Origin of the sequence: Amycolatopsis sp. cmx-8-4 (genome assembly GCF_046548675.1) — a bacterium.
Lineage (GTDB): Bacteria > Actinomycetota > Actinomycetes > Mycobacteriales > Pseudonocardiaceae > Amycolatopsis.
Genome location: NZ_JAEBDZ010000019.1, coordinates 17,195 through 40,334 on the forward strand (window position 1 = coordinate 17,195; position 23,140 = coordinate 40,334).

At 71.4% G+C, this 23,140-nt stretch carries 26 protein-coding genes; 17 read left to right on the forward strand and 9 right to left on the reverse strand.

The window, feature by feature from the left end:
• Positions 1–32 precede the first annotated feature (32 nt).
• The 7 genes from ACLJQZ_RS32805 to ACLJQZ_RS32835 all read left to right on the forward strand — a co-directional run bounded on the left by ACLJQZ_RS32805 (position 33) and on the right by ACLJQZ_RS32835 (position 7,351).
• Positions 33–1,730 (forward strand): sodium:solute symporter family protein, encoded by a 1,698-nt coding sequence (locus ACLJQZ_RS32805; protein ID WP_410623710.1) that lies wholly within the window; start codon positions 33–35, stop codon positions 1,728–1,730.
• Positions 1,731–1,742: 12 nt separating this feature from the next.
• On the forward strand, positions 1,743–2,036 hold the full coding sequence (locus ACLJQZ_RS32810; RefSeq protein ID WP_410623711.1) for a hypothetical protein: 294 nt from the start codon (positions 1,743–1,745) through the stop codon (positions 2,034–2,036).
• 47 nt (positions 2,037–2,083) lie between these two features.
• On the forward strand, positions 2,084–3,088 hold the full coding sequence (locus tag ACLJQZ_RS32815) for a DUF3558 domain-containing protein (RefSeq protein WP_410623712.1): 1,005 nt from the start codon (positions 2,084–2,086) through the stop codon (positions 3,086–3,088).
• A 67-nt stretch (positions 3,089–3,155) separates the two neighbouring features.
• Positions 3,156–4,157 (forward strand): dihydroxyacetone kinase subunit DhaK, encoded by a 1,002-nt coding sequence (dhaK, locus tag ACLJQZ_RS32820; RefSeq protein ID WP_410623713.1) that lies wholly within the window; start codon positions 3,156–3,158, stop codon positions 4,155–4,157.
• Positions 4,157–4,786: a dihydroxyacetone kinase subunit DhaL gene (gene dhaL / locus ACLJQZ_RS32825; protein ID WP_410623714.1), complete on the forward strand. Its 630-nt coding sequence runs from the start codon at positions 4,157–4,159 to the stop codon at positions 4,784–4,786. The genes dhaK and dhaL overlap by 1 nt, the downstream gene beginning before the upstream one ends.
• Positions 4,783–5,463: a dihydroxyacetone kinase phosphoryl donor subunit DhaM gene (gene dhaM, locus ACLJQZ_RS32830; RefSeq protein WP_410623715.1), complete on the forward strand. Its 681-nt coding sequence runs from the start codon at positions 4,783–4,785 to the stop codon at positions 5,461–5,463. Before dhaL ends, dhaM begins: the two co-directional genes overlap by 4 nt.
• A 118-nt stretch (positions 5,464–5,581) precedes the next feature.
• Positions 5,582–7,351, forward strand: a complete 1,770-nt coding sequence (locus ACLJQZ_RS32835; RefSeq protein ID WP_410623716.1) for a 3-hydroxyacyl-CoA dehydrogenase family protein — start codon at positions 5,582–5,584, stop codon at positions 7,349–7,351.
• On the opposite strand, the gene ACLJQZ_RS32840 is transcribed toward ACLJQZ_RS32835, so the two are convergent.
• From ACLJQZ_RS32840 to ACLJQZ_RS32850, 3 genes are all read right to left on the reverse strand, one after another.
• Entirely contained in the window at positions 7,352–7,849 is a 498-nt protein-coding gene (locus ACLJQZ_RS32840) for a hypothetical protein (RefSeq protein ID WP_410623717.1), read from the reverse strand.
• Positions 7,850–7,990: 141 nt separating this feature from the next.
• Entirely contained in the window at positions 7,991–8,419 is a 429-nt protein-coding gene (locus ACLJQZ_RS32845; protein ID WP_410623718.1) for a nucleoside deaminase, read from the reverse strand.
• Complete coding sequence (locus tag ACLJQZ_RS32850; RefSeq protein ID WP_410623719.1) at positions 8,416–9,255, reverse strand: LLM class flavin-dependent oxidoreductase; 840 nt, start codon at positions 9,253–9,255, stop codon at positions 8,416–8,418. The genes ACLJQZ_RS32845 and ACLJQZ_RS32850 overlap by 4 nt, the downstream gene beginning before the upstream one ends.
• A gap of 93 nt (positions 9,256–9,348) precedes the next feature.
• On the opposite strand from ACLJQZ_RS32850, the gene ACLJQZ_RS32855 reads away from it, so the two are divergent.
• Together ACLJQZ_RS32855 and ACLJQZ_RS32860 are read left to right on the forward strand one after the other, a co-directional pair.
• Positions 9,349–9,813: an Lrp/AsnC family transcriptional regulator gene (locus tag ACLJQZ_RS32855; RefSeq protein ID WP_410623720.1), complete on the forward strand. Its 465-nt coding sequence runs from the start codon at positions 9,349–9,351 to the stop codon at positions 9,811–9,813.
• Complete coding sequence (locus ACLJQZ_RS32860; protein WP_410623721.1) at positions 9,797–10,321, forward strand: adenylate kinase; 525 nt, start codon at positions 9,797–9,799, stop codon at positions 10,319–10,321. The genes ACLJQZ_RS32855 and ACLJQZ_RS32860 overlap by 17 nt, the downstream gene beginning before the upstream one ends.
• 16 nt (positions 10,322–10,337) lie before the next feature.
• Here the strand turns inward: ACLJQZ_RS32860 and ACLJQZ_RS32865 are convergent, their stop codons facing one another.
• Complete coding sequence (locus ACLJQZ_RS32865) at positions 10,338–10,814, reverse strand: Lrp/AsnC family transcriptional regulator (protein WP_326944101.1); 477 nt, start codon at positions 10,812–10,814, stop codon at positions 10,338–10,340.
• A 58-nt stretch (positions 10,815–10,872) separates the two neighbouring features.
• Here ACLJQZ_RS32865 and ACLJQZ_RS32870 point away from each other — a divergent pair, with 58 nt between their 5' ends.
• Positions 10,873–11,991, forward strand: coding sequence for a trans-sulfuration enzyme family protein (locus ACLJQZ_RS32870; RefSeq protein WP_410623722.1), 1,119 nt, complete (start codon positions 10,873–10,875; stop codon positions 11,989–11,991).
• Positions 11,992–11,997: 6 nt separating this feature from the next.
• Here the strand turns inward: ACLJQZ_RS32870 and ACLJQZ_RS32875 are convergent, their stop codons facing one another.
• A complete protein-coding gene (locus tag ACLJQZ_RS32875; RefSeq protein ID WP_247057042.1) occupies positions 11,998–12,207 on the reverse strand; it encodes an FmdB family zinc ribbon protein in 210 nt (69 codons plus the stop codon).
• 45 nt (positions 12,208–12,252) lie between these two features.
• Between ACLJQZ_RS32875 and ACLJQZ_RS32880 the strand changes: the two genes are divergently transcribed.
• Both ACLJQZ_RS32880 and ACLJQZ_RS32885 read left to right on the forward strand, forming a co-directional pair.
• Positions 12,253–13,377: an alkaline phosphatase family protein gene (locus ACLJQZ_RS32880; protein WP_410623723.1), complete on the forward strand. Its 1,125-nt coding sequence runs from the start codon at positions 12,253–12,255 to the stop codon at positions 13,375–13,377.
• Between the two features lie 306 nt (positions 13,378–13,683).
• Complete coding sequence (locus ACLJQZ_RS32885) at positions 13,684–13,989, forward strand: hypothetical protein (RefSeq protein WP_410623724.1); 306 nt, start codon at positions 13,684–13,686, stop codon at positions 13,987–13,989.
• 36 nt (positions 13,990–14,025) lie between these two features.
• Here ACLJQZ_RS32885 and ACLJQZ_RS32890 read toward each other — a convergent pair whose 3' ends face one another.
• Entirely contained in the window at positions 14,026–14,565 is a 540-nt protein-coding gene (locus ACLJQZ_RS32890; RefSeq protein ID WP_410623725.1) for a GNAT family N-acetyltransferase, read from the reverse strand.
• Between ACLJQZ_RS32890 and ACLJQZ_RS32895 the strand changes: the two genes are divergently transcribed.
• Positions 14,564–15,325, forward strand: coding sequence for an alpha/beta fold hydrolase (locus tag ACLJQZ_RS32895; protein WP_410623726.1), 762 nt, complete (start codon positions 14,564–14,566; stop codon positions 15,323–15,325). The genes ACLJQZ_RS32890 and ACLJQZ_RS32895 overlap by 2 nt on opposite strands.
• Here ACLJQZ_RS32895 and ACLJQZ_RS32900 read toward each other — a convergent pair.
• Positions 15,313–16,140 (reverse strand): phosphotransferase, encoded by an 828-nt coding sequence (locus ACLJQZ_RS32900; protein ID WP_410623727.1) that lies wholly within the window; start codon positions 16,138–16,140, stop codon positions 15,313–15,315. The genes ACLJQZ_RS32895 and ACLJQZ_RS32900 overlap by 13 nt on opposite strands.
• 136 nt (positions 16,141–16,276) lie before the next feature.
• Between ACLJQZ_RS32900 and ctaD the strand changes: the two genes are divergently transcribed.
• The 4 genes from ctaD to ACLJQZ_RS32920 all read left to right on the forward strand — a co-directional run bounded on the left by ctaD (position 16,277) and on the right by ACLJQZ_RS32920 (position 20,620).
• A complete protein-coding gene (ctaD, locus tag ACLJQZ_RS32905; protein ID WP_410623728.1) occupies positions 16,277–18,058 on the forward strand; it encodes a cytochrome c oxidase subunit I in 1,782 nt (593 codons plus the stop codon).
• A gap of 120 nt (positions 18,059–18,178) precedes the next feature.
• On the forward strand, positions 18,179–19,408 hold the full coding sequence (gene serB, locus ACLJQZ_RS32910) for a phosphoserine phosphatase SerB (RefSeq protein ID WP_410623729.1): 1,230 nt from the start codon (positions 18,179–18,181) through the stop codon (positions 19,406–19,408).
• Positions 19,405–20,199, forward strand: coding sequence for a peptidyl-tRNA hydrolase (locus ACLJQZ_RS32915; protein ID WP_410623730.1), 795 nt, complete (start codon positions 19,405–19,407; stop codon positions 20,197–20,199). The genes serB and ACLJQZ_RS32915 overlap by 4 nt, the downstream gene beginning before the upstream one ends.
• A gap of 16 nt (positions 20,200–20,215) precedes the next feature.
• Positions 20,216–20,620, forward strand: coding sequence for an OsmC family protein (locus ACLJQZ_RS32920; RefSeq protein ID WP_410623731.1), 405 nt, complete (start codon positions 20,216–20,218; stop codon positions 20,618–20,620).
• A gap of 6 nt (positions 20,621–20,626) precedes the next feature.
• Here the strand turns inward: ACLJQZ_RS32920 and ACLJQZ_RS32925 are convergent, their stop codons facing one another.
• Together ACLJQZ_RS32925 and ACLJQZ_RS32930 are read right to left on the reverse strand one after the other, a co-directional pair.
• Entirely contained in the window at positions 20,627–20,968 is a 342-nt protein-coding gene (locus ACLJQZ_RS32925) for a hypothetical protein (protein WP_247057022.1), read from the reverse strand.
• 58 nt (positions 20,969–21,026) lie between these two features.
• Complete coding sequence (locus ACLJQZ_RS32930) at positions 21,027–23,078, reverse strand: ATP-dependent DNA helicase (RefSeq protein WP_247057020.1); 2,052 nt, start codon at positions 23,076–23,078, stop codon at positions 21,027–21,029.
• Positions 23,079–23,140: the final 62 nt, after the last annotated feature.

Consider the following 23,140-nt stretch of genomic DNA (forward strand, 5'->3'; position numbering starts at 1 on the left):
CAGTTTGAAATGACAGCCGGGAGGTGGGTCGGGTGCTCGTCCTAGCGGATGCGAACCTGCGACTCGACGCCAACGCGATCGACTACATCGAGCTGGCGTTCTATTTCGTCCTGGTGCTCGGCATCGGGTACCTGGCACGAAGGCAGGTGTCGAGCAGTCTCGACTTCTTCCTGTCGGGCCGTTCGCTCCCCGCCTGGGTCACCGGCCTGGCGTTCATCTCCGCGAACCTCGGCGCGGTCGAGGTCATGGGCATGTCGGCCAACGGCGCCCAGTACGGCCTGCCGACCGTGCACTACTTCTGGATCGGCGCGATCCCGGCGATGCTGTTCCTCGGCATCGTGATGATGCCGTTCTACTACGGCTCGAAGGTCCGCAGCGTCCCGGAGTTCATGCGCCGCCGCTTCGGCAAGCCGGCTCACCTGCTCAACGGCATCAGCTTCGCCGCCGCTCAGATCCTGATCGCGGGCGCGAACCTGTTCCTGCTGGCCAGTGTCGTGAACCTGCTGCTGGGCTGGCCGATCTGGGTGTCGATCATCATCGCCGCCGTGATCGTGCTCTCCTACACCGCGCTCGGCGGGCTCTCCGCCGCGATCTACAACGAGGTCCTGCAGTTCTTCGTGATCGTGATCGCGCTGGTCCCGCTGACGATCATCGGCCTGGTGAAGGTCGGCGGCTGGCAGGGCCTGGTCGACAAGGTCACCGGCAGCCCGGGCGGCACCGCGCAGCTGCACTCGTGGCCCGGTGACAACCTGACGGGCTTCGGCAACAACATCCTCTCGATCCTCGGCATCGTGTTCGGTCTGGGCTTCGTGCTCTCGTTCGGCTACTGGACGACGAACTTCGTCGAGGTCCAGCGCGCGATGGCGTCGAAGAGCATGTCCGCCGCGCGGCGGACGCCGATCATCGGCGCGTTCCCGAAGATGCTGGTCCCGTTCATCGTGATCATCCCCGGCATGATCGCCGCGGTCACCGTGTCCGAGTACGTCAAGGACAAGCAGGTCCTGCTCGACGGCGGCACCGCGGAAAGCGGCGTCACCTTCAACAACGCGCTCCTGCTGCTGATGCGCGACCTGCTGCCCAACGGCATGCTCGGCATCGCGATCGCCGGCCTGCTGGCCTCGTTCATGGCCGGCATGGCCGCGAACCTCAGCTCGTTCAACACGGTCTTCACGTACGACATCTGGCAGACGTACGTCAAGAAGGACAAGCCGGACGGCTACTACCTGCGCCTCGGGCGCATCGTGACGTCGGTCGGCACGGTCCTCGCGATCGGCACCGCGTTCATCGCCTCGAACTCCGGCAACATCCTGGACTACCTGCAGGACCTGTTCTCGTTCTTCAACGCACCGCTGTTCGCGACGTTCATCCTGGGCATGTTCTGGAAGCGGATGACGCCGCACGCCGGCTGGAGCGGCCTGCTGCTCGGCACCGCGTCCGCGATCACCGTCTGGGGCCTGTCGCAGGCCGGGGTGATCGGCCTGAGCGGCCAGGGCACCAGCTTCGTGGCCGCCGGTACGGCGTTCGTCGTCGACATCGTGGTGAGCGTCGTGGTCTCGCTGGCGACCAAGCCGAAGCCGGACGAAGAACTGGTCGGGCTCGTCTACTCGCTGACCCCGAAGAGCACGCGGCAGCACGACAACACCGGCGAGAACGCGGGCTGGTACCGCAAGCCGGGCCTGCTCGCGGGCATCGTGCTCATCCTGACCATCGCCCTCAACGTCATCTTCTAGGAGGTCCCCGTTATGGCTACCGAGTCCGGCGCGCGGCCGAAGAAGGCGGGCGCTTTCGACATCCGGCTGATCATCGCCCTGCTGATCGGCGTCTACGGCGTCATCCTCACGGTGCTGGGCATCGGCTTCACGTCCGACGCCGACCTGCAGAAGGCGGCCAGGGTGAACATCAACCTGTGGGCCGGGATCGGCATGCTGGTGGTCGCCGCGCTGTTCTTCACCTGGTCGCAGGTCCGGCCGCTGGTCGTGCCGGCGCCGACCGAGGCCGAAGAGACCACCGGCACCACCCCGGCGGCGGGGGAATAGCCGGGTTGTCCGGACAGCGGCGCGCTGGTGCCGCTACCGTGCATCGCGTGCTCCCTGATGTTCGACGCCGCCGTCTCCCGAAGCTGTTCCTGCTGGTCACCGCCCTCACGCTGACGCTGACCGCGTGCGGGCAGGACCTCGGCAGGTCCAACTTCGCGCGGACGACGGTGCCCGCCGGGGCCGGCTCGGGGCCGGCCACCGACGGCCCGATCACCGACGCCGCGGTGGCCACCGGCGCCCTGCGCACGGTCAAGCCGTGCCAGTTCCTGACCAAGGACGCCCTCGGCGCGCTCGGCCTCGGCACGGTCGAGGAGGACCCGACGCCGTCGTCGATCGCCTACGACCGCTGCACCAACAAGGTGAAGGACCCCGGCGGCAAGGAGATCCGGCTCGACTTCGAGATCGGCAACACCCTGCTGCCCCACGCGGACAAGACGACCGGCCTGGTCGGCGGGCTGCCGCTGCGCGTCGACAAGACCGACGACGCGGACTGCACGGTCGCGGCGATGACGGCGCTGAACCCGGACACCGCCGTCACCCTCACGGTCGCCTACGCGGGTGACCCCTGCCGTCCCGGGCAGACGCTGATGGACGCCGTCGTGCAGAAGCTGCACAACTCGCCGGAGAAGTACTCCACGCCGCCGGGCACCCTGCTGACCGCCGACCCGTGCGCGATGGCGGAGTCCTCTGTGGTCGCCTCGGCCGCGCCGTCCGCGAAGCCGGCGGCGTCGGGCCTGCACGCCTGCGACTGGAAGGCCTCTGCCGCCGCCGCGACGGTGACGGTCCAGTTCCTGCCGGGCCTGCCCCCGATCGTGGGCGACGGCTACTCCAAGGTGGACCTCGGTGGCGGGATCACCGGCTTCCAGAAGAAGGGCACGTCGGGCTCGTCGAAGTGCGACGTGGAGTGGCAGCACCGGCCGTGGCAGGGCGACGACGTCGAACTGGCCCAGGTGCGCTACGAGAACTACAACGCCCAGCCGGACACGGACGACCCGTGCGGCAAAGCCGTCACCGTCGCGAAGAACGTCGCCACCTTGCTCCCCAAACCCTGACCTGGCGTCCGGCCGCGCGGAGATGTAGGAAGAGGGCATCCACCCGCCGATGTTGCCGGAGGTTGCCGTGAAGAAGATCATCAACGATCCGGCGAACGTGGTCGTGGAGTCGCTGCGGGGCCTCGCCGCCGCGCACGCCGACATCCTCCGCGTCCAGGAGGACCCGGACGTCGTGGTCCGGGCCGACGCCCCGGTGGCGGGCAAGGTCGCCGTCATCTCCGGCGGCGGGTCCGGGCACGAACCGCTGCACGGCGGCTTCGTCGGCCAGGGCATGCTCGCCGCCGCCGTCCCCGGCGCGGTGTTCACCTCGCCCACCCCGGACGCCGTGCAGGCCGCCGTCACCGCGACCACGGGTGACGCCGGGGCCCTGCTGATCGTGAAGAACTACACCGGTGACGTGCTCAACTTCGAGACCGCCGCCGAGCTGGCCGCCGCCGAAGGGCTCGAGGTGCGCAGCGTCGTGATCGACGACGACGTCGCGGTCAAGGACTCGACGTTCACCGCCGGGCGCCGCGGGGTCGGCGGCACGGTGCTGCTGGAGAAGATCACCGGCGCCGCCGCCGAGCGCGGCGACTCGCTCGACGCGGTGACCGCGCTGGCGGAGAAGGTGATCGGCCAGGTGCGGTCGATCGGCGTCGCGCTGACCGCGCCGACCGTGCCGCACGCCGGCACCCCCAGCTTCGAGCTCGCCGACGACGAGATCGAGTTCGGCATCGGCATCCACGGCGAGCCCGGCCGCGAACGGATCCCGCTCGAACCGGCCGACGCGCTGGTCGCGCGCCTGGTCGAGGCCGTCGTGTCCGACCTGCCGTTCGCCTCCGGGGACCGCGTGCTGCTGTTCACCAACTCGATGGGTGGCACCCCGCTGGTCGAGCTCTACCTGGCCCACGGCATCGCCGAGCGGCTGCTGGCCGAGCGTGGGATCGTGGTCGAACGCCGGCTGGTCGGCCCGTACATCACCAGCCTCGAGATGCAGGGGATGAGTCTGACGTTGCTCAAACTGGACGACGAGCTGACCGAGCTCTGGGACGCGCCGGTCAACACCGCGGCCCTGCGGTGGGGGCTCTGATGACCTGCAAGTCCGAAGGGGTCGCGGCGGCCATGCGTGCCGCCGCGGTGGTCGTGGCCGAGCACCGGGCCGAGCTGATCGAGCTCGACCGCGCGATCGGCGACGGCGACCACGGCGAGAACCTGAACCGCGGCTTCACGGCCGTCGTCGCGGCCCTCGACGCCGCCGAGCCGGACACCCCGGGCGGGGTGCTGAAGCTCGTCGCGACGACGCTGATCTCCAAGGTCGGCGGGGCGGCCGGCCCGTTGTACGGCACGGCTTTCCTGCGTGCTTCGGCCAAGCTGGGCACGGCCGCCGAGCTCGACGTCCCGGCACTGCTGGACGCGCTGCGCGCCGGGCTCGAAGGCGTCCAGGCCCGCGGGAAGGCCGTGGCCGGCGACGCGACGATGGTCGACGCCCTGATCCCCGCCCTTTCGGCCGCGGAGAAGGCGGCCGAGGACGGCGGGGACGTCGCCGCGGTGCTGACCGCGGCCGCCGACGCCGCCGACCGCGGCGCCGAGTCCACAGTGGACCTGGTGCCGCGCAAGGGCCGGGCGTCCTACCTCGGCGAGCGGGCGGTGGGCCACCTGGACCCGGGCGCGCGCTCGTCGGCCCTGCTGCTGCGGGCGTTCGCGGGAGCCGCCCGGTGAGCGTCGGCATCGTGCTCGTGTCGCACAGCGGGAAGCTCGCGGAAGGCCTCGCCGAACTGGCCGCCCAGATGGCCCCGGACGTCACGATCCTGCCGGCCGGCGGCCTCGCCGACGGCGGGATCGGCACGGACTACGACGAGGTCGTCGCGGCCACCCAGCGCGCCGACTCCGGCGCCGGGGTGGTGCTGCTCTACGACCTCGGCAGCGCCCAGATGACGGCGGAACTGGCCGTGGAGTCGCTGGCCGACCCCTCGGCCGCCCTCGTCGCGGACGGCCCGCTGGTCGAAGGCGCGATCGCGGCGGCCGTCGCCGCGCAGGCCGGCGGGGACCGCAAGGCGGTGGCGGAGGCCGCCGCGGCCGCCGGGATGCCCGAGGACCTGATGCCCGCCTCGCCGGTCACCGGCGGGAGCGGTGGCGACGAGATCGAGCTGGAGCTGCACAACGAGGTCGGGCTGCACGCGCGGCCGGCCGCGGTGCTGGTGCGCACGCTGAGCGCGTTCGACGCCGAGGTGAAGGTGGGCCTCGGCGAGCAGGAGGCCGACGGGCACAGCGTGCTGGCCCTGATGTCGCTCGGCGCCCGGCAAGGTGACCGGATCCGCGTCCGGGCCAGCGGCCCGCAGGCGTCCGAGGCGCTGGCCAAGGCAAAAGAGCTGGTGGAGGGCAATTTCGGCGAGTGAGCCCGCGTTGCCGACCGGGTGACAAACGCCGTTCTGACTCGATTCCGTGTGGGCTTCAGAAGGCGGCGCGTGGCAGTATCGGGGCAATTACCGGCGAGTAACATCACTGGAGGCCTCGATGGCGCGGGACATCTCGACAGTCGGAGTGGTCGGCCTCGGCACGATGGGGGCCGGTATCGCCGAAGTGCTCGCGCGCAGCGGGCTCGACGTCATCACGGTCGAGCTGGACGAGGCGGGCGTCGCGCGTGGCCGGGGGCACCTGGAGCACTCGACCGAGCGCGCCCTGTCCGGCGGCAAGCTCGACGAAGCCGGCCGGGAGGCCTTGCTGGGCCGGATCCGGTACAGCACCACGCTCTCGGATCTGTCCGAAGTGGACCTCGTGGTCGAGGCGATCCCGGAGAGCCTGGCGGCCAAGGCCGACGTCTTCACGCAGCTGGACAAGGTCACCCGGCCGGAGGTCGTGTTCGCGTCCAACACGTCCTCGCTGTCGATCACCGAGATCGGCGTGCACACCGCGCGCCCCGGCAAGGTCGTCGGCATGCACTTCTTCAACCCGGCGCCGGTGCAGAAGCTCGTCGAGATCGTGAAGACCGTGGTCACCGAGCCGGAGGTGGTCACCGACGCCGTCGCGTTCGCCGAGCGGCTGGGCAAGGTGCCGGTGGTGATCGGCGACCGGGCGGGGTTCATCGCGAACGCGCTGCTGTTCGGCTACCTGAACCACGCGGTGCGGATGTACGAGCAGCGCTACGCCACGCGCGAGGACCTCGACGCCGCGATGCGCTTCGGCTGCGGCTACCCGATGGGCCCGCTCGCGCTGCTCGACCTGATCGGGCTGGACACCGCGAACGAGATCCTCGACACGATGTACCACCAGTCCCGCAACCGGCTGCACGCGCCGGCGCCGCTGCTCAAGCAGATGATCACCGCGGCCCTGCTCGGCCGCAAGACCGGCCGCGGCTTCTACACCTACGACGCGCCGGACTCGCCGAACGTGGTCGCGGACGCGCCGGCGGCGTCCACTGTGGACGGTGCCGCACCGCGGCCGGTCGCGAAGGTCGGCGTGGTCGGCACCGGCACGATGGCCACCGGCATCGCGGAAGTCTTCGCGAAGCGCGGCCTCGACGTCGTGCTGCGGGCGCGGAGCCTGGAGAAGGCCCAGGCTTCGGTGGCGAAGGTGAAGAAGTCGCTCGACAAGGCCGTGGTCAAGGGCAAACTGTCCGAAGAGGACGCTGCGCTGGCCTTGGGGAGGATCACCCCGGTCACCGACTTCGACGCCCTGGCCGACGTCGACCTGGTCGTCGAGGCGGTGGCCGAGGAGCTTTCGGTGAAGCAGGCGGTGTTCGCGGCCTTGGACGAGGTCGTCCGCCCCGGCGCCGTCCTGGCCACGACGACGTCCTCCCTGCCGGTGATCGAGTGCGCCGCGGCGACTTCGCGGCCGGGTGATGTGGTCGGTCTCCACTTCTTCAACCCGGCCCCGGTGATGAAGCTGGTGGAGGTCGTGTCGACGATCGCCACGGCCCCGGACGTCGTCGCCACGGCGAGCGCGGTCTGCCAAGCGGTCGGCAAGCACGCCGTCCACTGCGGCGACCGCGCGGGCTTCATCGTCAACGCGCTGTTGTTCCCGTACCTCAACGACGCCGTGAAGATGCTGGAGGCGCACTACGCGGGCGCCGACGACATCGACACGGCGATGAAGGTCGGCTGCGGCCTGCCGATGGGCCCGTTCGAACTGCTGGACGTCGTCGGCCTCGACGTCTCCCTGGCCATCCAGCGGACGCTCTACAACGAGTTCCGCGAGGAAGGCTTCGCGCCGGCGCCGCTGCTGGAGCACCTGGTCACCGCCGGCCGGCTGGGGCGGAAGACCGGGAAGGGCTTCAAGGACTACTGATCAGCCACCCAGGCCGAGCGCGACGTTCCCGTCGCGCGCGTCCTCGGGTCGCACCATGGTCCGGCCGCGGTGGGACACCTCGACCAGGTAGAACTGCTCGCCCGTGGGGACGCTCTGCGCCGACAGGGAGAACACGCAGGTGCCCATGCCCGCCGGTCGTCCGGTGCCGAGCGCGCCCCGGGAGAGCACGGTGCCGGCGGCGTTGCAGACCGTGACCACGGCGCCACCGGTGATGTCCGCATAGCCGCCGGAGCCGATGCACGTGCCGAAGCCGTCCCCGCCGCTGGTCAACGTGAACGTGCCACGCAGGTCGAACGTCTCCCCGGACGGGCCTGCTGGACCGCCGGAACCGGCCAGGTCGAGGCCGGCCCACAGCGCGCCGACCAGCGCCGCGCCGCCCGTGGCCGCGAGCAGCAGGCGCCAGGGGCTGGTCCGGTACCTGGGCCGAGCCGGTGCGGCCGGTGGCGCGCCGGGATCCGGTCGGTACAGGTCGGTCATCGGGACACCTCCGGTCGGCACGATCGGCGGGTCCGTTCGTGCGAAGGAGGTCGTCCGGAGGATGGTGCCCGTTACCCCGGCGCCCGGATCGTGCTCGGTTGGCGCAACGCTCGCCAGGACCGGTTCCGGGGCCGTCGGCCGCTACCGGTAGTACCCCTCGACCGGGACGCGGGCCTCGTCGAACAGCGCCGGGCCGTCGAGCTTGTGGCCGCCCCAGGTGACCGGGGGACGCAGGGTGAGGAACTGCTCGGTCGACAGCGCGTAGACGACCCGGCCGAGCCCGGACCGCTCGATCGCGCCGGCGCACATCCCGCACGGCTGAGTGCTGGTGAACATCGTCGTCGCTGCCGCGACCTCCGGGGCCAGGTGCTGCGCCGCCCAGCGGGCGAGCTTCAGCTCGGGGTGCGCCGTGATGTCGTCGTCGGTGATCGAGGTGTTGCGGTCCTCGGCCAGGACGGTGCCGTCGGCGTCCGCCAGCAGGGAGCCGAACGGCGGGTTGCCGTGCACCTCGCGCGCTTCGCGAGCCAGCTCGATCGCCCGCCGCAGCAGGGTTTCCTCGGTGTCGTTCACAGTTTCTCCTTCCAGGACGCGGCAATCACCGCGAGGTCTCGCCAAGCCACCTCCGGGTGGAGGGTCTCGGCCGGGTCGGCGTCGAACGGGTCGAGCACGACGGTGTCGGCACCCAGGTCCCGCAGCCGCGCCAGGTCGTCGAGGACCTGGTCGAGCGTGCCCTCGCCGGCGCGCCGGTCCGGCCCGGTCACCGGCGTGTCCGTCAGCCGCAGCAGGATCCGCGGCGCGAACGCGGGCACCGGCCGGTCACCGGCCAGGGTTGTCAAGCGTCCCAGCCCGTCCCGGAAGCCGGCCATGGTCAGCCGCAACGGGTGCCACGCGTCGCCGAGCGCGACCGCGCGGCGCAGCCCGGCGTCGCTGAGCCCGCCGAGCCAGAGCGGGATCGGGCCCGCGCGGTAGTCGTCGTGCTCGGCCCAGGCCGCGCGGATCGCCCGCAGGTACTCGGTGGTGAGCTTCCCGCGCCGCTCGAACGGGACGCCCAGCGCGTCGAACTCCTGCTTCGCCCAGCCGACGCCGGCGCCGAGCACGAGCCTGCCGCCGCTGAGCTGGTCGAGGTTCGCCGCCATCCGGGCGACCAGCAGGGGATGGCGGTACGGCACGACCAGCACGGTGGTGCCCAGGCGCACCCGGCTCGTGACGCCGGCCAGCCACGACAGCGTCGTGAACGGCTCGTAGAACGGCGCCGGGTACTGCGCCGCGACGTCGGGCGTGATCGCGACGTGGTCGGACACCATCAGCAGGTCGTAGCCGAGGCCTTCGACGGTCTGCGCCCACGAGCGCAGTGCGCCGGGATCCGTGCCGGGGCCGAAGTTGGGGACGTTCACGCCGATCTTCACCCACCAAGGCTAACGAGGGGAAAGCCCTGATCGGAAGGGATCGGCCACGGCGTTCGACAGCTTCGGCCGTGGATCTCGCGGTATATTCGCCGGATGACCGAGAGTCTCGATCCGACCGACTGGGCCATCCTGGTCGAGCTCCAGCGTGACGCCCGGCTGCCCCTCACCGAGCTGGGCCGCCGGGTGAACCTCAGCGCGTCCGCGACCACCGAACGCCTCCGCCGCCTCGAGGCCGCCGGCGTGATCACCGGGTACCGCGCGGACATCGACCTCGGCAAGGTCGGGTACGCGGTGCTCGCCGTCGTCCGGCTCAAGTACCCGGGCAGCCGCCACGAGCCGCTGCACAAGCTGCTGGCCGAGCGCTTCGAGATCCTCGAATGCGTGCGCACCACCGGCGACGACTGCTACACGCTCAAGGTCGCCGCCGCGTCGATGGCCCACCTCGAGCAGACGATGGACGAGCTGGCCCAGTTCGGCAGCACGACCACGAGCATCGTCTACAGCCAGACCCTGCCCTACCGAGGACCGCAGGAGCCCGCTCGTGACCTCGGCTCCTGACCGGATCGTCGTCTACGGCGTCACCGGCTCGGGCAAGTCGACGCTCGCCGCGCGGATCGCCGAGCGCACCGGCCTGCCGTACCACTCGGTGGACGACCTGACCTGGCAGCCGGGCTGGGTCCAGGTGCCCGACGAGGAGCAGCGCCGCCGCATCGCGGAGGTCTGCGCGGGGGAGCGCTGGGTCCTCGACGCCGCGTACAGCCGGTGGAAGGACGTCGTGCTGCCCCGCACCCAGCTCATCGTGGGTCTCGACTACCCGCGTGGGCTTTCGCTGGGCCGCCTGGTGCGCCGGACGGCCGTGCGCTCGGTGACCCGCGAGCGGATCTGCAACGGCAACGTCGAGTCGTTCCGCCAGATGTTCTCCGCGGACTCGATCATCCGCTGGCACTTCGCGTCGTTCGCGCGGAAGCGGGCGACCATCCGGGGCTGGGCCGCCGAACCGCCGTGCCCCTCGGTCGTCCGGCTGACGTCCGCGCGCGAAACCCGCCGGTGGCTCGAGACGCTGTGACGTCGACAGCCGGACGTCAAGCACCGGGTGGCAGCAGGGGACCGCCGCTCCAGTGCTGGAACACCAGGTTCGTGTGGACGCGGGCGACCTCGTCGCGGGCGGTCAGCTCGTCGAGCACCAGCCGTTGCAGCTCGCCGGCCGAGCTGGTGGCGACGTGCGCGAGGAAGTCGTCCGGCCCGGTCAGGTGGTAGACCGCGCGCACCTCGGGCAGGGACAGCAGGTGCTCGATGAACGGGTCCACCAGCGGCCGCCGGTGCGGGCGCACCTGGACGAACAGGAACGCCTCCAGCGGCCGCCCGAGCTTCGCCGCGTCGACCGACGCGTGCTGCCCGGTGATCACGCCGGTGTCCCGCAGCCGCGCCACCCGGTCCAGGCACGTCGACGGCGCCAGGCCGACCGCGGCCGCGAGGTCCTTGTTGGTGATCCGGGCATCGTTTTGCAGCAAGCGCAGAATGTCAAGATCAACCGGACTGAGTTCGACATTCTCGGACATCGGCGAATGATATCCGAGACTGTTGCCTTCAATCCGGTGAAAGATCGAGCATGATCGTATGACTTCCGCCCTGCGCACCCGCGCCGTCCACGCCGGCCGTGACGACCTCACGGACCTCGGCGTGCACGCCGCGCCGCTCGACCTGTCCACGACCTACCCGTCCCGGGACAGCGCCGGCGAAGCCGCCCGGATCGACGCGTTCGCCGCCGGCGGCGAGGTGGCCGGCCCGCCGATCTACGGCCGGGTGGGCAACCCGACCGTCGAGCGGTTCGAGCGGGCCCTGGCCGAGCTCGAAGGGTTCGACCACGGCGTCGCGTTCGCCAGCGGCATGGCCGCGGTGTCCGCCTGCCTGCTTTCCGCGGTGGCGCAAGGGAAACGCCACGTCGTCGCGGTGCGCCCGCTGTACGGCTGCAGTGACCACCTGCTCCAGTCGGGACTGCTCGGCACCGAGGTCACCTGGGCCGCGCCGGACGCCGTCGCCGCCGCGCTGCGGCCCGACACCGGCCTGGTGTTCGTCGAGACCCCGGCGAACCCGACGCTCGCCGAGGTCGACATCGCCGCGCTGGCTCTCGCTTGCGGGGACGTGCCGCTGGTGGTGGACAACACTTTCGCGACGCCGGTGCTGCAGCGCCCGGGCCTCCACGGCGCCCGGATCGTGCTGCACAGCGCGACGAAGTTCCTCGGCGGCCACGGCGACGTGATGGGCGGGATCGTCGCGTGCGACGCCGAGGAAGCCGCCCGGTTGCGGCAGATCCGCTTCGCCACCGGTGGCGTGTTGCACCCGCTCGCCGGATATCTGTTGCTGCGCGGGCTTTCCACGTTGCCGCTGCGGGTCGGCGCGGCGTCCGCGACCGCGGCGACGCTGGCCGAGCGGCTCGCCGCCCACCCGGCCGTGACGAAGGTGCACTACCCGCGGCTCGGCGGGCCGCTCGTGGCGTTCGAGGTCGACGGTGACCCGCACGCCCTGATCGGTGCCGTCCGGCTGATCACCCCCGCCGTCAGCCTGGGCAGCGTCGACACGCTGATCCAGCACCCGGGGTCGATCAGCCACCGGATCGTCGACGCCGGCGACCGCCACGACGCCGGCGTGTCCGAGCAGCTCATCCGGCTGTCGGCCGGGCTGGAAGACGTCGAGGACCTATGGCACGACCTCGACCAGGCGCTGAAGGCGCTCTGAGGCCGGTCAGCCGCAGCAGCCGCCACCACAGCACCCGCCACCACCGGCCGGAGCCGCGGGACCACCCGCGGCTCCGGTGAGGGCGACCGTCGTGAGCAGCTTGACGGTGTCCGCGTGGCCCTCCGGGCAGGCGGCCGGCGCGCCGGACTCGCTCATCGGGCGCAGGAGCTCGAAGGTCTCGGTGCACTCGCGGCAGCGGTAGGCGTAGGTCGGCATGCGGGGATTATCGCCGGGCCGGCCCCCGGATGGGAAGGTGGGCGCGTGCAGCCCCCTTCGCTCGCCGACGTCGCGCACCTCGGCCAAGTCGTCCCTTCCCTGCTCGCCGCGCTCGGGGTGCCCGGGTGCGCGAACACGCTGGACCTGCCGGCGGCGCGGAGCGCGGCGGTGCTGCTGATCGACGGGCTCGGCTGGGAACTGCTGGCCGAGCACGCCGCGGATGCCCCGGTACTGACCGAACTCGCCCGGCGGACGTTGCGCGTGGGCTTCCCGTCGACCACCGCCGCCGGGGTGGCCGCGATCGGGACGGGCCTCGCGTCCGGTGAGCACGGCATGGTCGGCTACACCTTCGAGATGCCGGGCGTCGGCGTGCTCAACGCGTTGCGCTGGCGCAGCCACGAGGACGGCGGCGACCTTCGCGGCGCGCTCCCGCCACGTGAGGTGCAGCCGCTGCCGACGACGTTCGAGCTCGCCGCCGCGGCCGGGATCGACGCGGCCGTCGTGTCGTCCGCGCAGTTCGCCGACTCCGCGCTGACCCGCGCCACCCAGAGCGGCGCGCGTTACGCCGGCGTGCACGCGCTCGGCGACCTCGCCGCCCGGACGTTGTCGGTGCTCGCCGGGCGGGCCTTTTGCTACGCCTACCACAGTGAACTCGACCTGCTCGGACACGTGTACGGCCCGGGTTCGAACGCGTGGCGGATGCAGCTACGCCAAGTCGACCGGCTCGTGGAGTCCCTTGTGGACGGTCTGCCGGCCGGCGCCCTGCTCGCCGTGGTGGCCGACCACGGCATGGTCACCGTCGAGGACAAGCTCGACCTCGAGGACGTGCCGGAGCTGCTGGCGGGTGTCCGGACGTTCGGGGGCGAGGTCCGGGCCCGGCACGTCTACACCGAGCCGGGCGCCGCCGCCGACGTGCTCGCCGCCTGGCGGGCGGTGGTGGGCGAGCGGGCCTGGGTGCGTTCGCGGGAGGAAGCCGTCGCCGAAGGGTGGTTCGGCCACACCGTCAGCGACCGGGTGCTGCCGCGGATCGGCGACGTCGTCGTGGCGGCCCGCGGGCGGTTCGGGATGGTGCGCGGGCTGGCCGAGGCCGTGGAGACGTCGCTGGTCGGGCAGCACGGTTCGCTGACCACCGCCGAGCAGCTCGTGCCGCTGGCGATCGCCCAGGGGTGACGGCCACGAGGTCGCGTACCCGGGCGGACGACTCGCGTACCTGGGCGGACGACTCGCGTACCTGAAGGGTCGGTTCGCGTACCTGGACGGTCGACTCGCGTGCCTGGATGGTCGGTTCGCGTGTCTGGAGGGTCGGTTCGCGGGCTCCGGCGGGAAACTCGCGTGACTGAGGAGGCATCTCGCGTGATGGGAGGGTCATCTCGCGTGATTGGGGTGCCGGCACGTGTGATCGGGAGGTCGACACGGGGTGGTGGGCGCTGTCACGCGGGTGCGCGGTGGTGGGTGGGGTGCGGTTACCGTTTGGGCGTGCCTCGACGCAACCGTCCCGGCCGCCGCTCGGACGGTGGGCCGCCCGAGCGGGAGATCGGTGCTGCCACCGGGTGGGCCCGTGCCGAAGCCGGGGACGACGGCGAGTGGCTGGTCCGGACGGTACCCGGCGCGCAGGCCACGAAGTTCTACCGCTGCCCCGGCTGCGACCACGAGATCCGGCCGGGCACGCCGCACCTCGTCGTCTGGCCCGCCGACGAGACCGGCTCCGTCGCCGATCGGCGGCACTGGCACCGGCCCTGCTGGGACGCCCGCGCCCGGCGCCGCCCGCAGCGCCGCCGGTGATCCGCTTCTCTCTGGAGTTGTCAAACAACGCCCGGCTCAGCGCCGGTAGTGCCGGGACAACGCGCCTTCGTACGCTTCCTCCGTGTACTCGGTGAAGCCGAGCCGCTCGGCCACCCGCAGCGACGGCTTGTTGTCCACGTTCACACTCGCCAGCACCGGCAGGGACGCCTGCTCGCGGGCACACCACTCCAGGACCGCGGCCCCGGCCTCGACCGCGTAACCCTTGCCCCACGCGGACGGCCGGAACCGGTAACCGAGGTTGAGCACCTTCTCGCCGTGGAACTCGCGCAGCCGCACGCCGCACACGCCGATGACCTCCTTTCCGCCCGGTTCGGTCACCGCCAGGTAGCCGAAGCCCTGCTCGGCCCAGTGCGCCAGCCAGGCCGTGAACATCTCCGACGCCCGCGAGACGCCGGGCGGGTCGGGGTTGAAACGGTTGGTGCGCGGGTCCGTGTGGATGTCGACCATCGCCTGCCGGTCCGCCTCGTGGAGCGGACGCAGGTGCAGCCGGTCGGTTTCGATGTCGGTGAACACGTCGGCGAAGCTAGCGCGGGGGTCCGACAAAATGACGCGCATGACCGAACTGCCGCTGGTCCTCCTCCACGCCTTTCCCCTGGACGCCCGCATGTGGAACGCGGTGCGCGAGCCTCTCGCTTCACACCTTCGGGTGATCACTCCGGACCAGCGCGGGCTCGGCCGCTCGCCGCTGCCGGAGTCCGGCCGCGAACCGAGCCTCGACGACGCCGCGCGCGACGTCGTGGCCCTGCTCGACCGGCTGGACCTGGACCGCGTGGTGCTCGGCGGCTGTTCGATGGGCGGCTACCTCGCGATGGCCGTGCTGCGGCTGGCGCCGGACCGGGTCGGCGGGCTCGTCCTCATCGACACCAAGGCCACGCCCGACACGCCCGAGGCCGCGCAGAGCCGCCTCGACGTCGCGGTGCGCGTCGAGCAGGAAGGCACCGCGGGCTGGCTGGCCGAGGCCAACCTGCCGAACCTGCTGGCCGAGTCGACGCGCGAGGAGCGGCCCGACGTCGTCGAAACCGTCCGGGAGATCATCGAATCCCAGCCACCGGCCGGGATCTCGTGGACCGCGCTGGCGTTGCGGACCCGGCCGGACTCCCGCGGCCTGCTGCGGGACGCCGGTGTCCCGGCGCTGGTCATCGTGGGCGAGGAAGACCCCATCACGCCCGTCGCGGCGGCGAGCGCGATGGTCGAGGCCATGCCCGGTGCCACGCTCGTCGTGCTGCCCGGCGCCGGCCACCTGACCCCGCTCGAGGACCCCGCGGGCGTCGTCGAGGCGATCCTCTCCTGGTACCCGGCAACTCACGAGAAGTAGGCAGCGAGTGCTTCGCGCGCTTCGGGAAGCCGGTGCGGGAACCGCTTCGCGATGATGAAGCGCCACGCGACGGCGAAGAGTTCGCGCAGCTCCGTACAAGCTTCGGTCGGGACGTCGGCCGAACCCGGGTAGGCGGCCGAATACTCCGGACCGCCCTGGCGGGCCAAGATCCCCAGGTCCCAGCCGAGCGGCCCGCGCCAGGTGTCCTCGAAGTCGAGCCAGCACGGCCCGGCCTCGGTGGCGATCAGGTTGCCGGGGTGCGCGTCGCCGTGCAGCGGCTGCACGGCGACGTCCGGCAGGGCGGCCTCGATCCGGGCGGCTTCGGCCCGCAGCCGCGGCGCCGCGCCGTCCATCGTGTCGCCGTGCCGGGCGAGCATCCGTTCGAGGTCGTCGAGCGGGCCGCGCCGGGGCAGTTCGCCCGGATACTCCCGCAGGGCCGCGTGCACCCGGGCGAGCGAGCGCGCGACGACGTCCGGTGCGTACCGGTGGTCCGGATCGTGCGGTGTGTGGTGCCAGAGCGTGACCGGGAGACCGTCCGCGAAATGCGGCCCGGCCGGGGGATCCGCGGCCGGTGAGACGACGAGCACACCACGTTCGGTGAGGAAGCGGGAAACGGCGACGTCGCGGGCCAGCCAGGGCGCCGGCGCCGGCCGGGCGAGCAGCGTCGTCGCCGGCACGCGCGCGACCAGCGGACCCAGCCTCACCAGCACGTTCGACCGTGCGTGCAGGACCTCCGGCGGGTGCTCCGGCAGGCCGAGCCGGGCGGTCACCGTGCGGGCCGCGCGCACCGCCGCGCGGGTGTACTCGTCGGCCATGCGCCGATCTTGCCAGCCGGTGCGCGCGACTGTCGGTAGCGAGGGCTACGATCCCCCTAAGCCGCCGGACCGGGTCTTCCCGGGCCCTGGCGGCGCGACGATGACCACCACAAGGTTTCAAGTGTTGGAGGCAGGAGTGACGGCCGTAGCCCCCAAGCCGATCGCGACGCGCCCGTATCCCGCGCGCGAGTCGGTCAAGGGTTCGTACCTGCTGCGGTTGTTCCGCACGACGGACCACAAGCAGATCGGGATCATGTACCTGGTCACGTCGTTCGCCTTCTTCATGGCGGGCGGCGCGATGGCCATGCTCATCCGTACCGAGCTGGCGCGACCCGGGCAGCAGTTCCTTTCGCAGGAGCAGTACAACCAGCTCTTCACCATGCACGGCACGGTGATGCTGCTGCTGTACGCGACGCCCATCCTCTTCGGGTTCGCGAACTTCATCCTCCCGCTGCAGATCGGTTCGCCGGACGTCGCGTTCCCGCGGCTGAACGCGTTCTCCTACTGGCTGTACCTCTTCGGCGGCCTGATCGTGCTGTCGGGCTTCCTGACGCCGGGTGGCGCCGCCGACTTCGGCTGGTTCGCCTACACCCCGCTGTCGGACGCGATCCACTCGCCGGGCGTCGGCGCGGACCTGTGGATCTCGGGCCTGGTGGTCTCCGGTCTGGGCACCATCCTCGGCGCGGTCAACATGGTCACCACCGTGGTCTGCCTGCGCGCGCCGGGCATGACGATGTACCGGATGCCGATCTTCACCTGGAACATCCTGGTCACGTCGATCCTGATCCTGCTCGCCTTCCCGATCCTGACCGCGGCCCTGATGGGCCTGCTGGCGGACCGGCATCTCGGGGCACACGTCTTCGACCCCGAAAACGGCGGGGTGATCCTCTGGCAACACCTGTTCTGGTTCTTCGGCCATCCAGAGGTCTACATCGTCGCGCTACCGTTCTTCGGGATCGTGTCGGAGATCTTCCCGGTCTTCAGCCGCAAGCCGATGTTCGGGTACAAGAGCCTGGTCTGGGCGACGCTGGCCATCGCGGCGCTGTCGGTCGCGGTGTGGGCGCACCACATGTACGCCACCGGCGCCGTGCTGCTGCCGTTCTTCTCCTTCATGACCTTCCTGATCGCGGTCCCGACCGGCGTGAAGTTCTTCAACTGGATCGGCACGATGTGGAAGGGCCAGCTGTCCTTCGAGACGCCGATGATCTTCTCGATGGGCTTCATCGTCACGTTCCTCTTCGGCGGTCTGACCGGCATCCTGCTGGCCGCGCCGGCGATCGACTTCCACGTGTCGGACAGCTACTTCGTCGTCGCGCACTTCCACTACGTGCTCTACGGCACGATCGTGTTCGCCACCTTCGCCGGCATCTACTTCTGGTTCCCGAAGATCACGGGCCGGATGATGGACGAGAAGCTCGGCAAGTGGCACTTCTGGACCACGTTCATCGGCTTCCACGGCACGTTCCTCGTCCAGCACTGGCTGGGCGCGGAAGGCATGCCGCGGCGGTACGCGGACTACCTGACCAGTGACGGTTTCACGACGCTGAACACGATCTCCACGATCGGCGCGTACATCCTCGGTGCCTCGACGCTGCCGTTCATCTGGAACGTCTTCAAGAGCTACCGGTACGGCGAGATCGTCACGGTGGACGACCCGTGGGGCTACGGCAACTCGCTCGAGTGGGCGACGTCCTGCCCGCCGCCGCGGCACAACTTCACCGAGCTGCCCCGGATCCGGTCCGAGCGGCCGGCGTTCGAGCTGCACTACCCGCACATGATCGAGCGCCTCCACAAGGAGGGCGAGATCGGGTTCTTCGGCAAGCAGAGGCTGAACAGCCACGGCTCCGCGCCGTCGCAGGTGCTGACCGAGAAGCTCATGCCGGGTGACCACAGCAAGGACAACTCGGGCGAGCAGTAAGACACCCCGAACGAGTGAGAGCGCGTGCCCGGCTTTTGTGAAGCCCGGCACGCGCTCTACTTATGTCCAAGGCCGGACCGGCAGACTGATCGTGCAGCGTTGCCGAGCGAGGGATGACCAGTGACCCAAACCCCCGTCCTGATCACGACGACCGGTCCCGACAAGCCGGGCGTCTCGTCCGTGCTGTTCGCCGTGCTGACCAGGCACGACGTCGACGTGCTCGACGTCGAGCAGGTGGTCATCCGCGGGCAGCTCGTGCTCGGGGTGCTCGCCGGGGTCTACCGCGACCCGGAGGGATTGCAGGAGTCCGTCGAGCAGGCGCTGGCGTCGGTCGGGATGCAGGTCGAGGTCAAGATCGGGTCGGCGATCGGGGAAGACCCGTTCGCACTCGGCCGCCGCGACTCGTCGCACGTGCTGGTGGTGCTGGGCCGCCCGGTCACCGCGCGGGGCTTCTCCGAGGTCGCGCGCCGGCTCGCGTCGCTCGGCGCGAACATCGACTCGATCCGCAGCGTCGCCGACTACCCGGTGACCGGGCTGGAGCTGTACGTCTCGGTCGACCGTGACACCCCCGACGCGGACGCCGCGTTGCGGACGGTGCTCGCCGACGCCGCCGTCCAAGCGGGCGTCGACATCGCCGTGGAGCGGGCCGGGATCACCCGGCGGGCGAAGCGGTTGGTCGTCTTCGACGTCGACTCGACCCTGATCCAGGGCGAGGTCATCGAGATGCTGGGCGCGCACGCCGGCGTCGAGCCGGAGATCCGCGAGATCACCGAGGCCGCGATGCGCGGCGAGCTGAACTTCACCGAGTCGCTGGAGCGGCGGGTCGCGCTGCTGGCCGGGCTGCCGGCCGCGGCGATCGACGAGGTCGCCGCGACGATCGAGCTGACCCCGGGCGCGCGCACGACGATCCGCACGCTCAAGCGGATGGGGTTCAAGACCGGCGTGGTGTCCGGCGGGTTCACCCAGGTCATCGGCGGCCTGGTGGCCGACCTCGGGCTGGACTTCGCGGCGGCGAACGAGCTCGAGATCGTGGACGGCAAGCTCACCGGCCGGGTGATCGGCGAGGTCGTCGACCGCGCGGGCAAGGCGAAGGTGCTTCGCCGCGTCGCCGGTGAATACGACATTCCGCTGGAGCAGTGCGTGGCGGTCGGCGACGGCGCCAACGACATCGACATGCTGTCCGCGGCCGGGATGGGCGTCGCGTTCAACGCCAAGCCCGCGCTGCGCGAAGTCGCGGACGCCGCGCTCTCGCACCCCTACCTCGACGCCGTGCTGTTCATGCTCGGCCTCACCCGCGGCGAGGTCGAAGCGGCCGACGCCGCCGACGGGCTCGAGCTGATGCGTCCGTGAGCAGCGTTCTCGACCCGTTGGGCACCCGGTACGCCTACTGGCTCGGGTTGCCGCCCGAAGATACCTCGGACACCTCCGACGAGCTGCCGGAACAGGTGCGGGCGATGCCGGTCATCCTGCGCATCGAACGCGCCGAGCCGCCGGGGCGCACGCCGCTGCTGGAGGCCGCGGCGGCGGCCGCGCTGGCGGTCTGCCTGGACGAGCGGGCCGAGCCCGAGGGCGAGTGGGCCGAGCCGATGCACGCGTGGCTCGACAACCGGATCCGCAAGGTCGCGCGGCGGGCGCGGGGCGCGCACTGGGCCGCGGTGCAGGAGCTGCCGGGCATCACCGTCGAGGTCGACGGCGCCGAAGCGCGGGCCCTGGTGCCGGGCCTGGTCACCGAGACGCCCAAGGAGGTGTCGCGGCTCCAGATCTCGGGCAGCGAGCTGCCGCCGGACGAGCCGGGGCCGATCCCGGACGGCGTACCGCTGCTCCTGCTCAACCCACAGGTCCCGATGACCGTCGGCAAGGGCGCCGCGCAGGTCGGCCACGCCACGATGATCCTCGCCGCGCTGCTGGACGACGCGCAGCTCGCCGGCTGGGCCGCGCGGGGCTACCGGACCGCGGTGCGCACGCCGAGTGTCGCGCGGTGGAAGGAACTGCACCCGGGCGACGACCCCGAGGGCGCGTGGCGGCGCGACCGCGTCATCGCCGTGCGGGACGCCGGGTTCACCGAGGTCGATCCCGGCACGATCACCGTGCTCGCTCAGTTCCCGCCCACCTGCTGGACGCCGGAACAAGCGGCTTCCTGAGCCGGTTGGAGCCGATATGGGACTCGAAGTACAGCGCGACGGGCAGCACAGCTTCGTCGGACGCAACGACCGCGGCGCCGAGGTCCGGCTGGGCCGGAGCGGTGCGGAAGGGGCGTTTTCGCCCGCCGAGCTGCTGCAGATCGCGGCCGCGGGCTGCAGCGCCGTGACGGCTGAAGAGCTGATCACGCGGCGGGTGGGCGAGGACGCGAAGTTCCGCGTGACCGTCTCGGCCGATCGACGTGAGGGTGCCGCGGAACTGGACGCGGTGCACGTCGCGTTCGATGTCGACGTGTCGACTTTGGCGGAGGATCAGCGGGAAGCGCTTGCCGGCGCCGTGGACCGCGCGATCGAACGGCTCTGCACGGTGAGCCGGACGCTCAAGAAGGGGATTCCGGTGACGGAGGAGTTCCCGACCGCGTAAGCGACGTCAGTTCTCGCTGGATTCCCAGACCACGTAGGCCTGGTCCGCGTCCGTCGTCATGGCTTCGATGAACTTGTCGTTGTCGAAGCCCGGCAACGACTGCAGCCGCTCGATCAGGGCGTCGGCCGCCGGGTCGCCGCTCGGGACCGCGGTGCCCTTGCCATCCGTGCCCACCAGCATGAAGAAGACGTCTTCGTTCCACGGCCCGTCGGGGATGACCCTGACCATCACCGAGGACAGGTCGGACCACGTGACGGCTTCTTCGCTGCCGTCCGCGAGGCGACGGCGCACGCCGGTGTCGTCGACACTGACAGTCCGGGACTGTGCGCTGGACGAATCCTGGGTCAACCGGTGCTCCCTTGTCGCTTCGGTTGCTTCACCGTACCGGTCGGTGTTGTGGACCGCGTCACGCGGGCGCGGCTGCGTCGAGGCGGCGCAAGGCGTCGCGCGCCACCTTCGGATCCATCGTGGGCCAGAACGGCGGCAGCGACGCACGGAGGAATCCGCCGTAGCGGGCGTTCGCGAGCCGCGAATCCAGCACCGCGACGACGCCGCGGTCGGTCACCGAGCGGTGCAGCCGGCCGGTGCCCTGCGCCAGCAGCAGCGCCGCGTGCGTGGCCGCCACGGTGAGGAACCCGTTGCCGCCGCGGGCTTCCACCGCGCGCTGGCGCGCTGACGACACCGGGTCGTCCGGGCGGGGGAACGGGATCCGGTCGACGACGACGAGCTGCAGCGACGGGCCCGGGACGTCCACGCCCTGCCACAGGCTGAGCGTGCCGAACAGACAGGTCCGGACGTCCTCGGAGAACTTCTGGACCAGCAGCGACGTCGCGTCGTCGCCCTGGCACAGCACCGGGAAGTCCAGCCGCTCACGCATTTCCTCGGCCGCCTGCTTGGCCGCGCGCATCGAGGAGAACAGGCCCAGCGTGCGTCCGCCCGCCGCCTCGATCAGCTCGGCCAGCTCGTCCATTGTGGACGACGCGAGGCCGTCACGGCCCGGCGGCGGCAGGTGCTTGGCCAGGTAGAGGATGCCGTTGCGCTGGTGGTCGAACGGCGAACCGACGTCCAGGCCGAGCCACTTCGGGCCGGTGTCGGCGTCGGACGGCGCTTCCTTGTCCGTGGCCGCGCCCGGCGCCTTTTCGACGCGGGCGCCGCCCGGCGGGAGACCCCACTGGCGCGCCATCGTGTCGAACGTGCCGCCCAGCGTCAGCGTCGCCGACGTCAGGATCGTCGTGTGCAGGTTGAACACGCGCTCGCGCAGCAGGCCGGCGACGCCCAGCGGCGCGACCTTCAACGCCGGCGGGCGCGGGTTCGACGAGAACTTGTCGCCCGCGAGCCAGACGACGTCACGCTGGTGCGCCTGGTCTTCGTCGAACGCCTCGAGCAGCCGGACCGCGGTGTCGTGCACCTCGTCGAGCAGCGTGCGCGCCAGTTTGCGCGCGGTGGCCCCTTCGACGTCCTCCTTGCGGTCGGACCCGAGCGCGGAGATGCACGCGTGCGCGGCGTCGCGGACCGCCGGGATGGCGCCCTTCAACGCCTGCGGCAGCGCGTCCATCCGGCCGGCGGGCAGGTCGTCGACGATCAGGGCCAGCCCGTCACCCGCTTCCAGCAGGCGGTCCGCGACGTCGGCGTCGATCAGCTTGCCGCAGCGGCGGGCGGCGGCCGAGCACATCGCGCTGGTCAGCTCGCCGGTGGCGACCGAGGTGACCCGGTCGACCAGGTCGTGCGCCTCGTCGATGATCACGACGTCGTGGTCCGGCAGGACCTGGTAGCCCTGCAACGCGTCGATGGCCAGGAGCGCGTGGTTGGTGATGATGACGTCGGCCCGGCCGGCCTCGGCGCGGGCCTTCTCGGCGAAGCAGTCCGTGCCGATCGGACAGCGGGACGCGCCGAGGCATTCCCTTGCGGTCACGGACACCTGGCGCCACGCCTGGTCCGTCACGCCCGGGACGAGCTCGTCGCGGTCGCCGGTTTCGGTGTCCGACGCCCACTCCCGCAGCCGGGTGACCTCCTTGCCGAGGCGCGACACCGCGAACGGGTCGAAGAGCTGGGCGTCCTCCGGCTCGTCCGGCGCGCCGGAGTCCAGGCGGTGCAGGCACATGTAGTTGCGGCGGCCCTTGAGGATCGCGAAGGTCGGTTCGCGGCCCAGCGGCTTCTTCAGCGCCTTCGCGAGCCGGGGGAGGTCGCGGTCGACGAGCTGGCGCTGCAGCGCGATGGTGGCCGTCGAGACCACGACCGTGGCTTCCTTCTGGACGGCGTGCCGGATCGCGGGGACGAGGTAGGCCAGGGACTTGCCGGTGCCGGTGCCGGCCTGCACGGCGAGGTGTTCGCCGGTGCGGATGGCGCGGCCGACGGCGTCGGCCATCTCGACCTGCCCCGGCCGCTCGGCTCCGCCCACCGACTCCACCGCGTGGGTGAGGAGTTCGAGGACGCCGGGGAAGTCAGTTCGAGCGGGCACAGCGACACATTAGCCGCCGCCACCGACAGGATCGGTGATCCGTCGCGAACGGGCCACTCGCG

What these genes read in the sequence shown, in the direction of transcription:
- ACLJQZ_RS32890 (WP_410623725.1), bottom strand. Translation starts at nt 14,565, where the DNA reads ATGCGCGTCATTTTGTCGGACCCCCGCGCTAGCTTCGCCGACGTGTTC.
- ACLJQZ_RS32835 (WP_410623716.1), top strand. Translation starts at nt 5,582, where the DNA reads ATGGCGCGGGACATCTCGACAGTCGGAGTGGTCGGCCTCGGCACGATG.
- ACLJQZ_RS32840 (WP_410623717.1), bottom strand. Translation starts at nt 7,849, where the DNA reads ATGACCGACCTGTACCGACCGGATCCCGGCGCGCCACCGGCCGCACCG.
- ACLJQZ_RS32865 (WP_326944101.1), bottom strand. Translation starts at nt 10,814, where the DNA reads ATGTCCGAGAATGTCGAACTCAGTCCGGTTGATCTTGACATTCTGCGC.
- ACLJQZ_RS32900 (WP_410623727.1), bottom strand. Translation starts at nt 16,140, where the DNA reads ATGGCCGACGAGTACACCCGCGCGGCGGTGCGCGCGGCCCGCACGGTG.
- ACLJQZ_RS32875 (WP_247057042.1), bottom strand. Translation starts at nt 12,207, where the DNA reads ATGCCGACCTACGCCTACCGCTGCCGCGAGTGCACCGAGACCTTCGAG.
- ACLJQZ_RS32855 (WP_410623720.1), top strand. Translation starts at nt 9,349, where the DNA reads ATGACCGAGAGTCTCGATCCGACCGACTGGGCCATCCTGGTCGAGCTC.
- ACLJQZ_RS32870 (WP_410623722.1), top strand. Translation starts at nt 10,873, where the DNA reads ATGACTTCCGCCCTGCGCACCCGCGCCGTCCACGCCGGCCGTGACGAC.
- ACLJQZ_RS32920 (WP_410623731.1), top strand. Translation starts at nt 20,216, where the DNA reads ATGGGACTCGAAGTACAGCGCGACGGGCAGCACAGCTTCGTCGGACGC.
- ACLJQZ_RS32810 (WP_410623711.1), top strand. Translation starts at nt 1,743, where the DNA reads ATGGCTACCGAGTCCGGCGCGCGGCCGAAGAAGGCGGGCGCTTTCGAC.
- dhaL (WP_410623714.1), top strand. Translation starts at nt 4,157, where the DNA reads ATGACCTGCAAGTCCGAAGGGGTCGCGGCGGCCATGCGTGCCGCCGCG.
- ACLJQZ_RS32895 (WP_410623726.1), top strand. Translation starts at nt 14,564, where the DNA reads ATGACCGAACTGCCGCTGGTCCTCCTCCACGCCTTTCCCCTGGACGCC.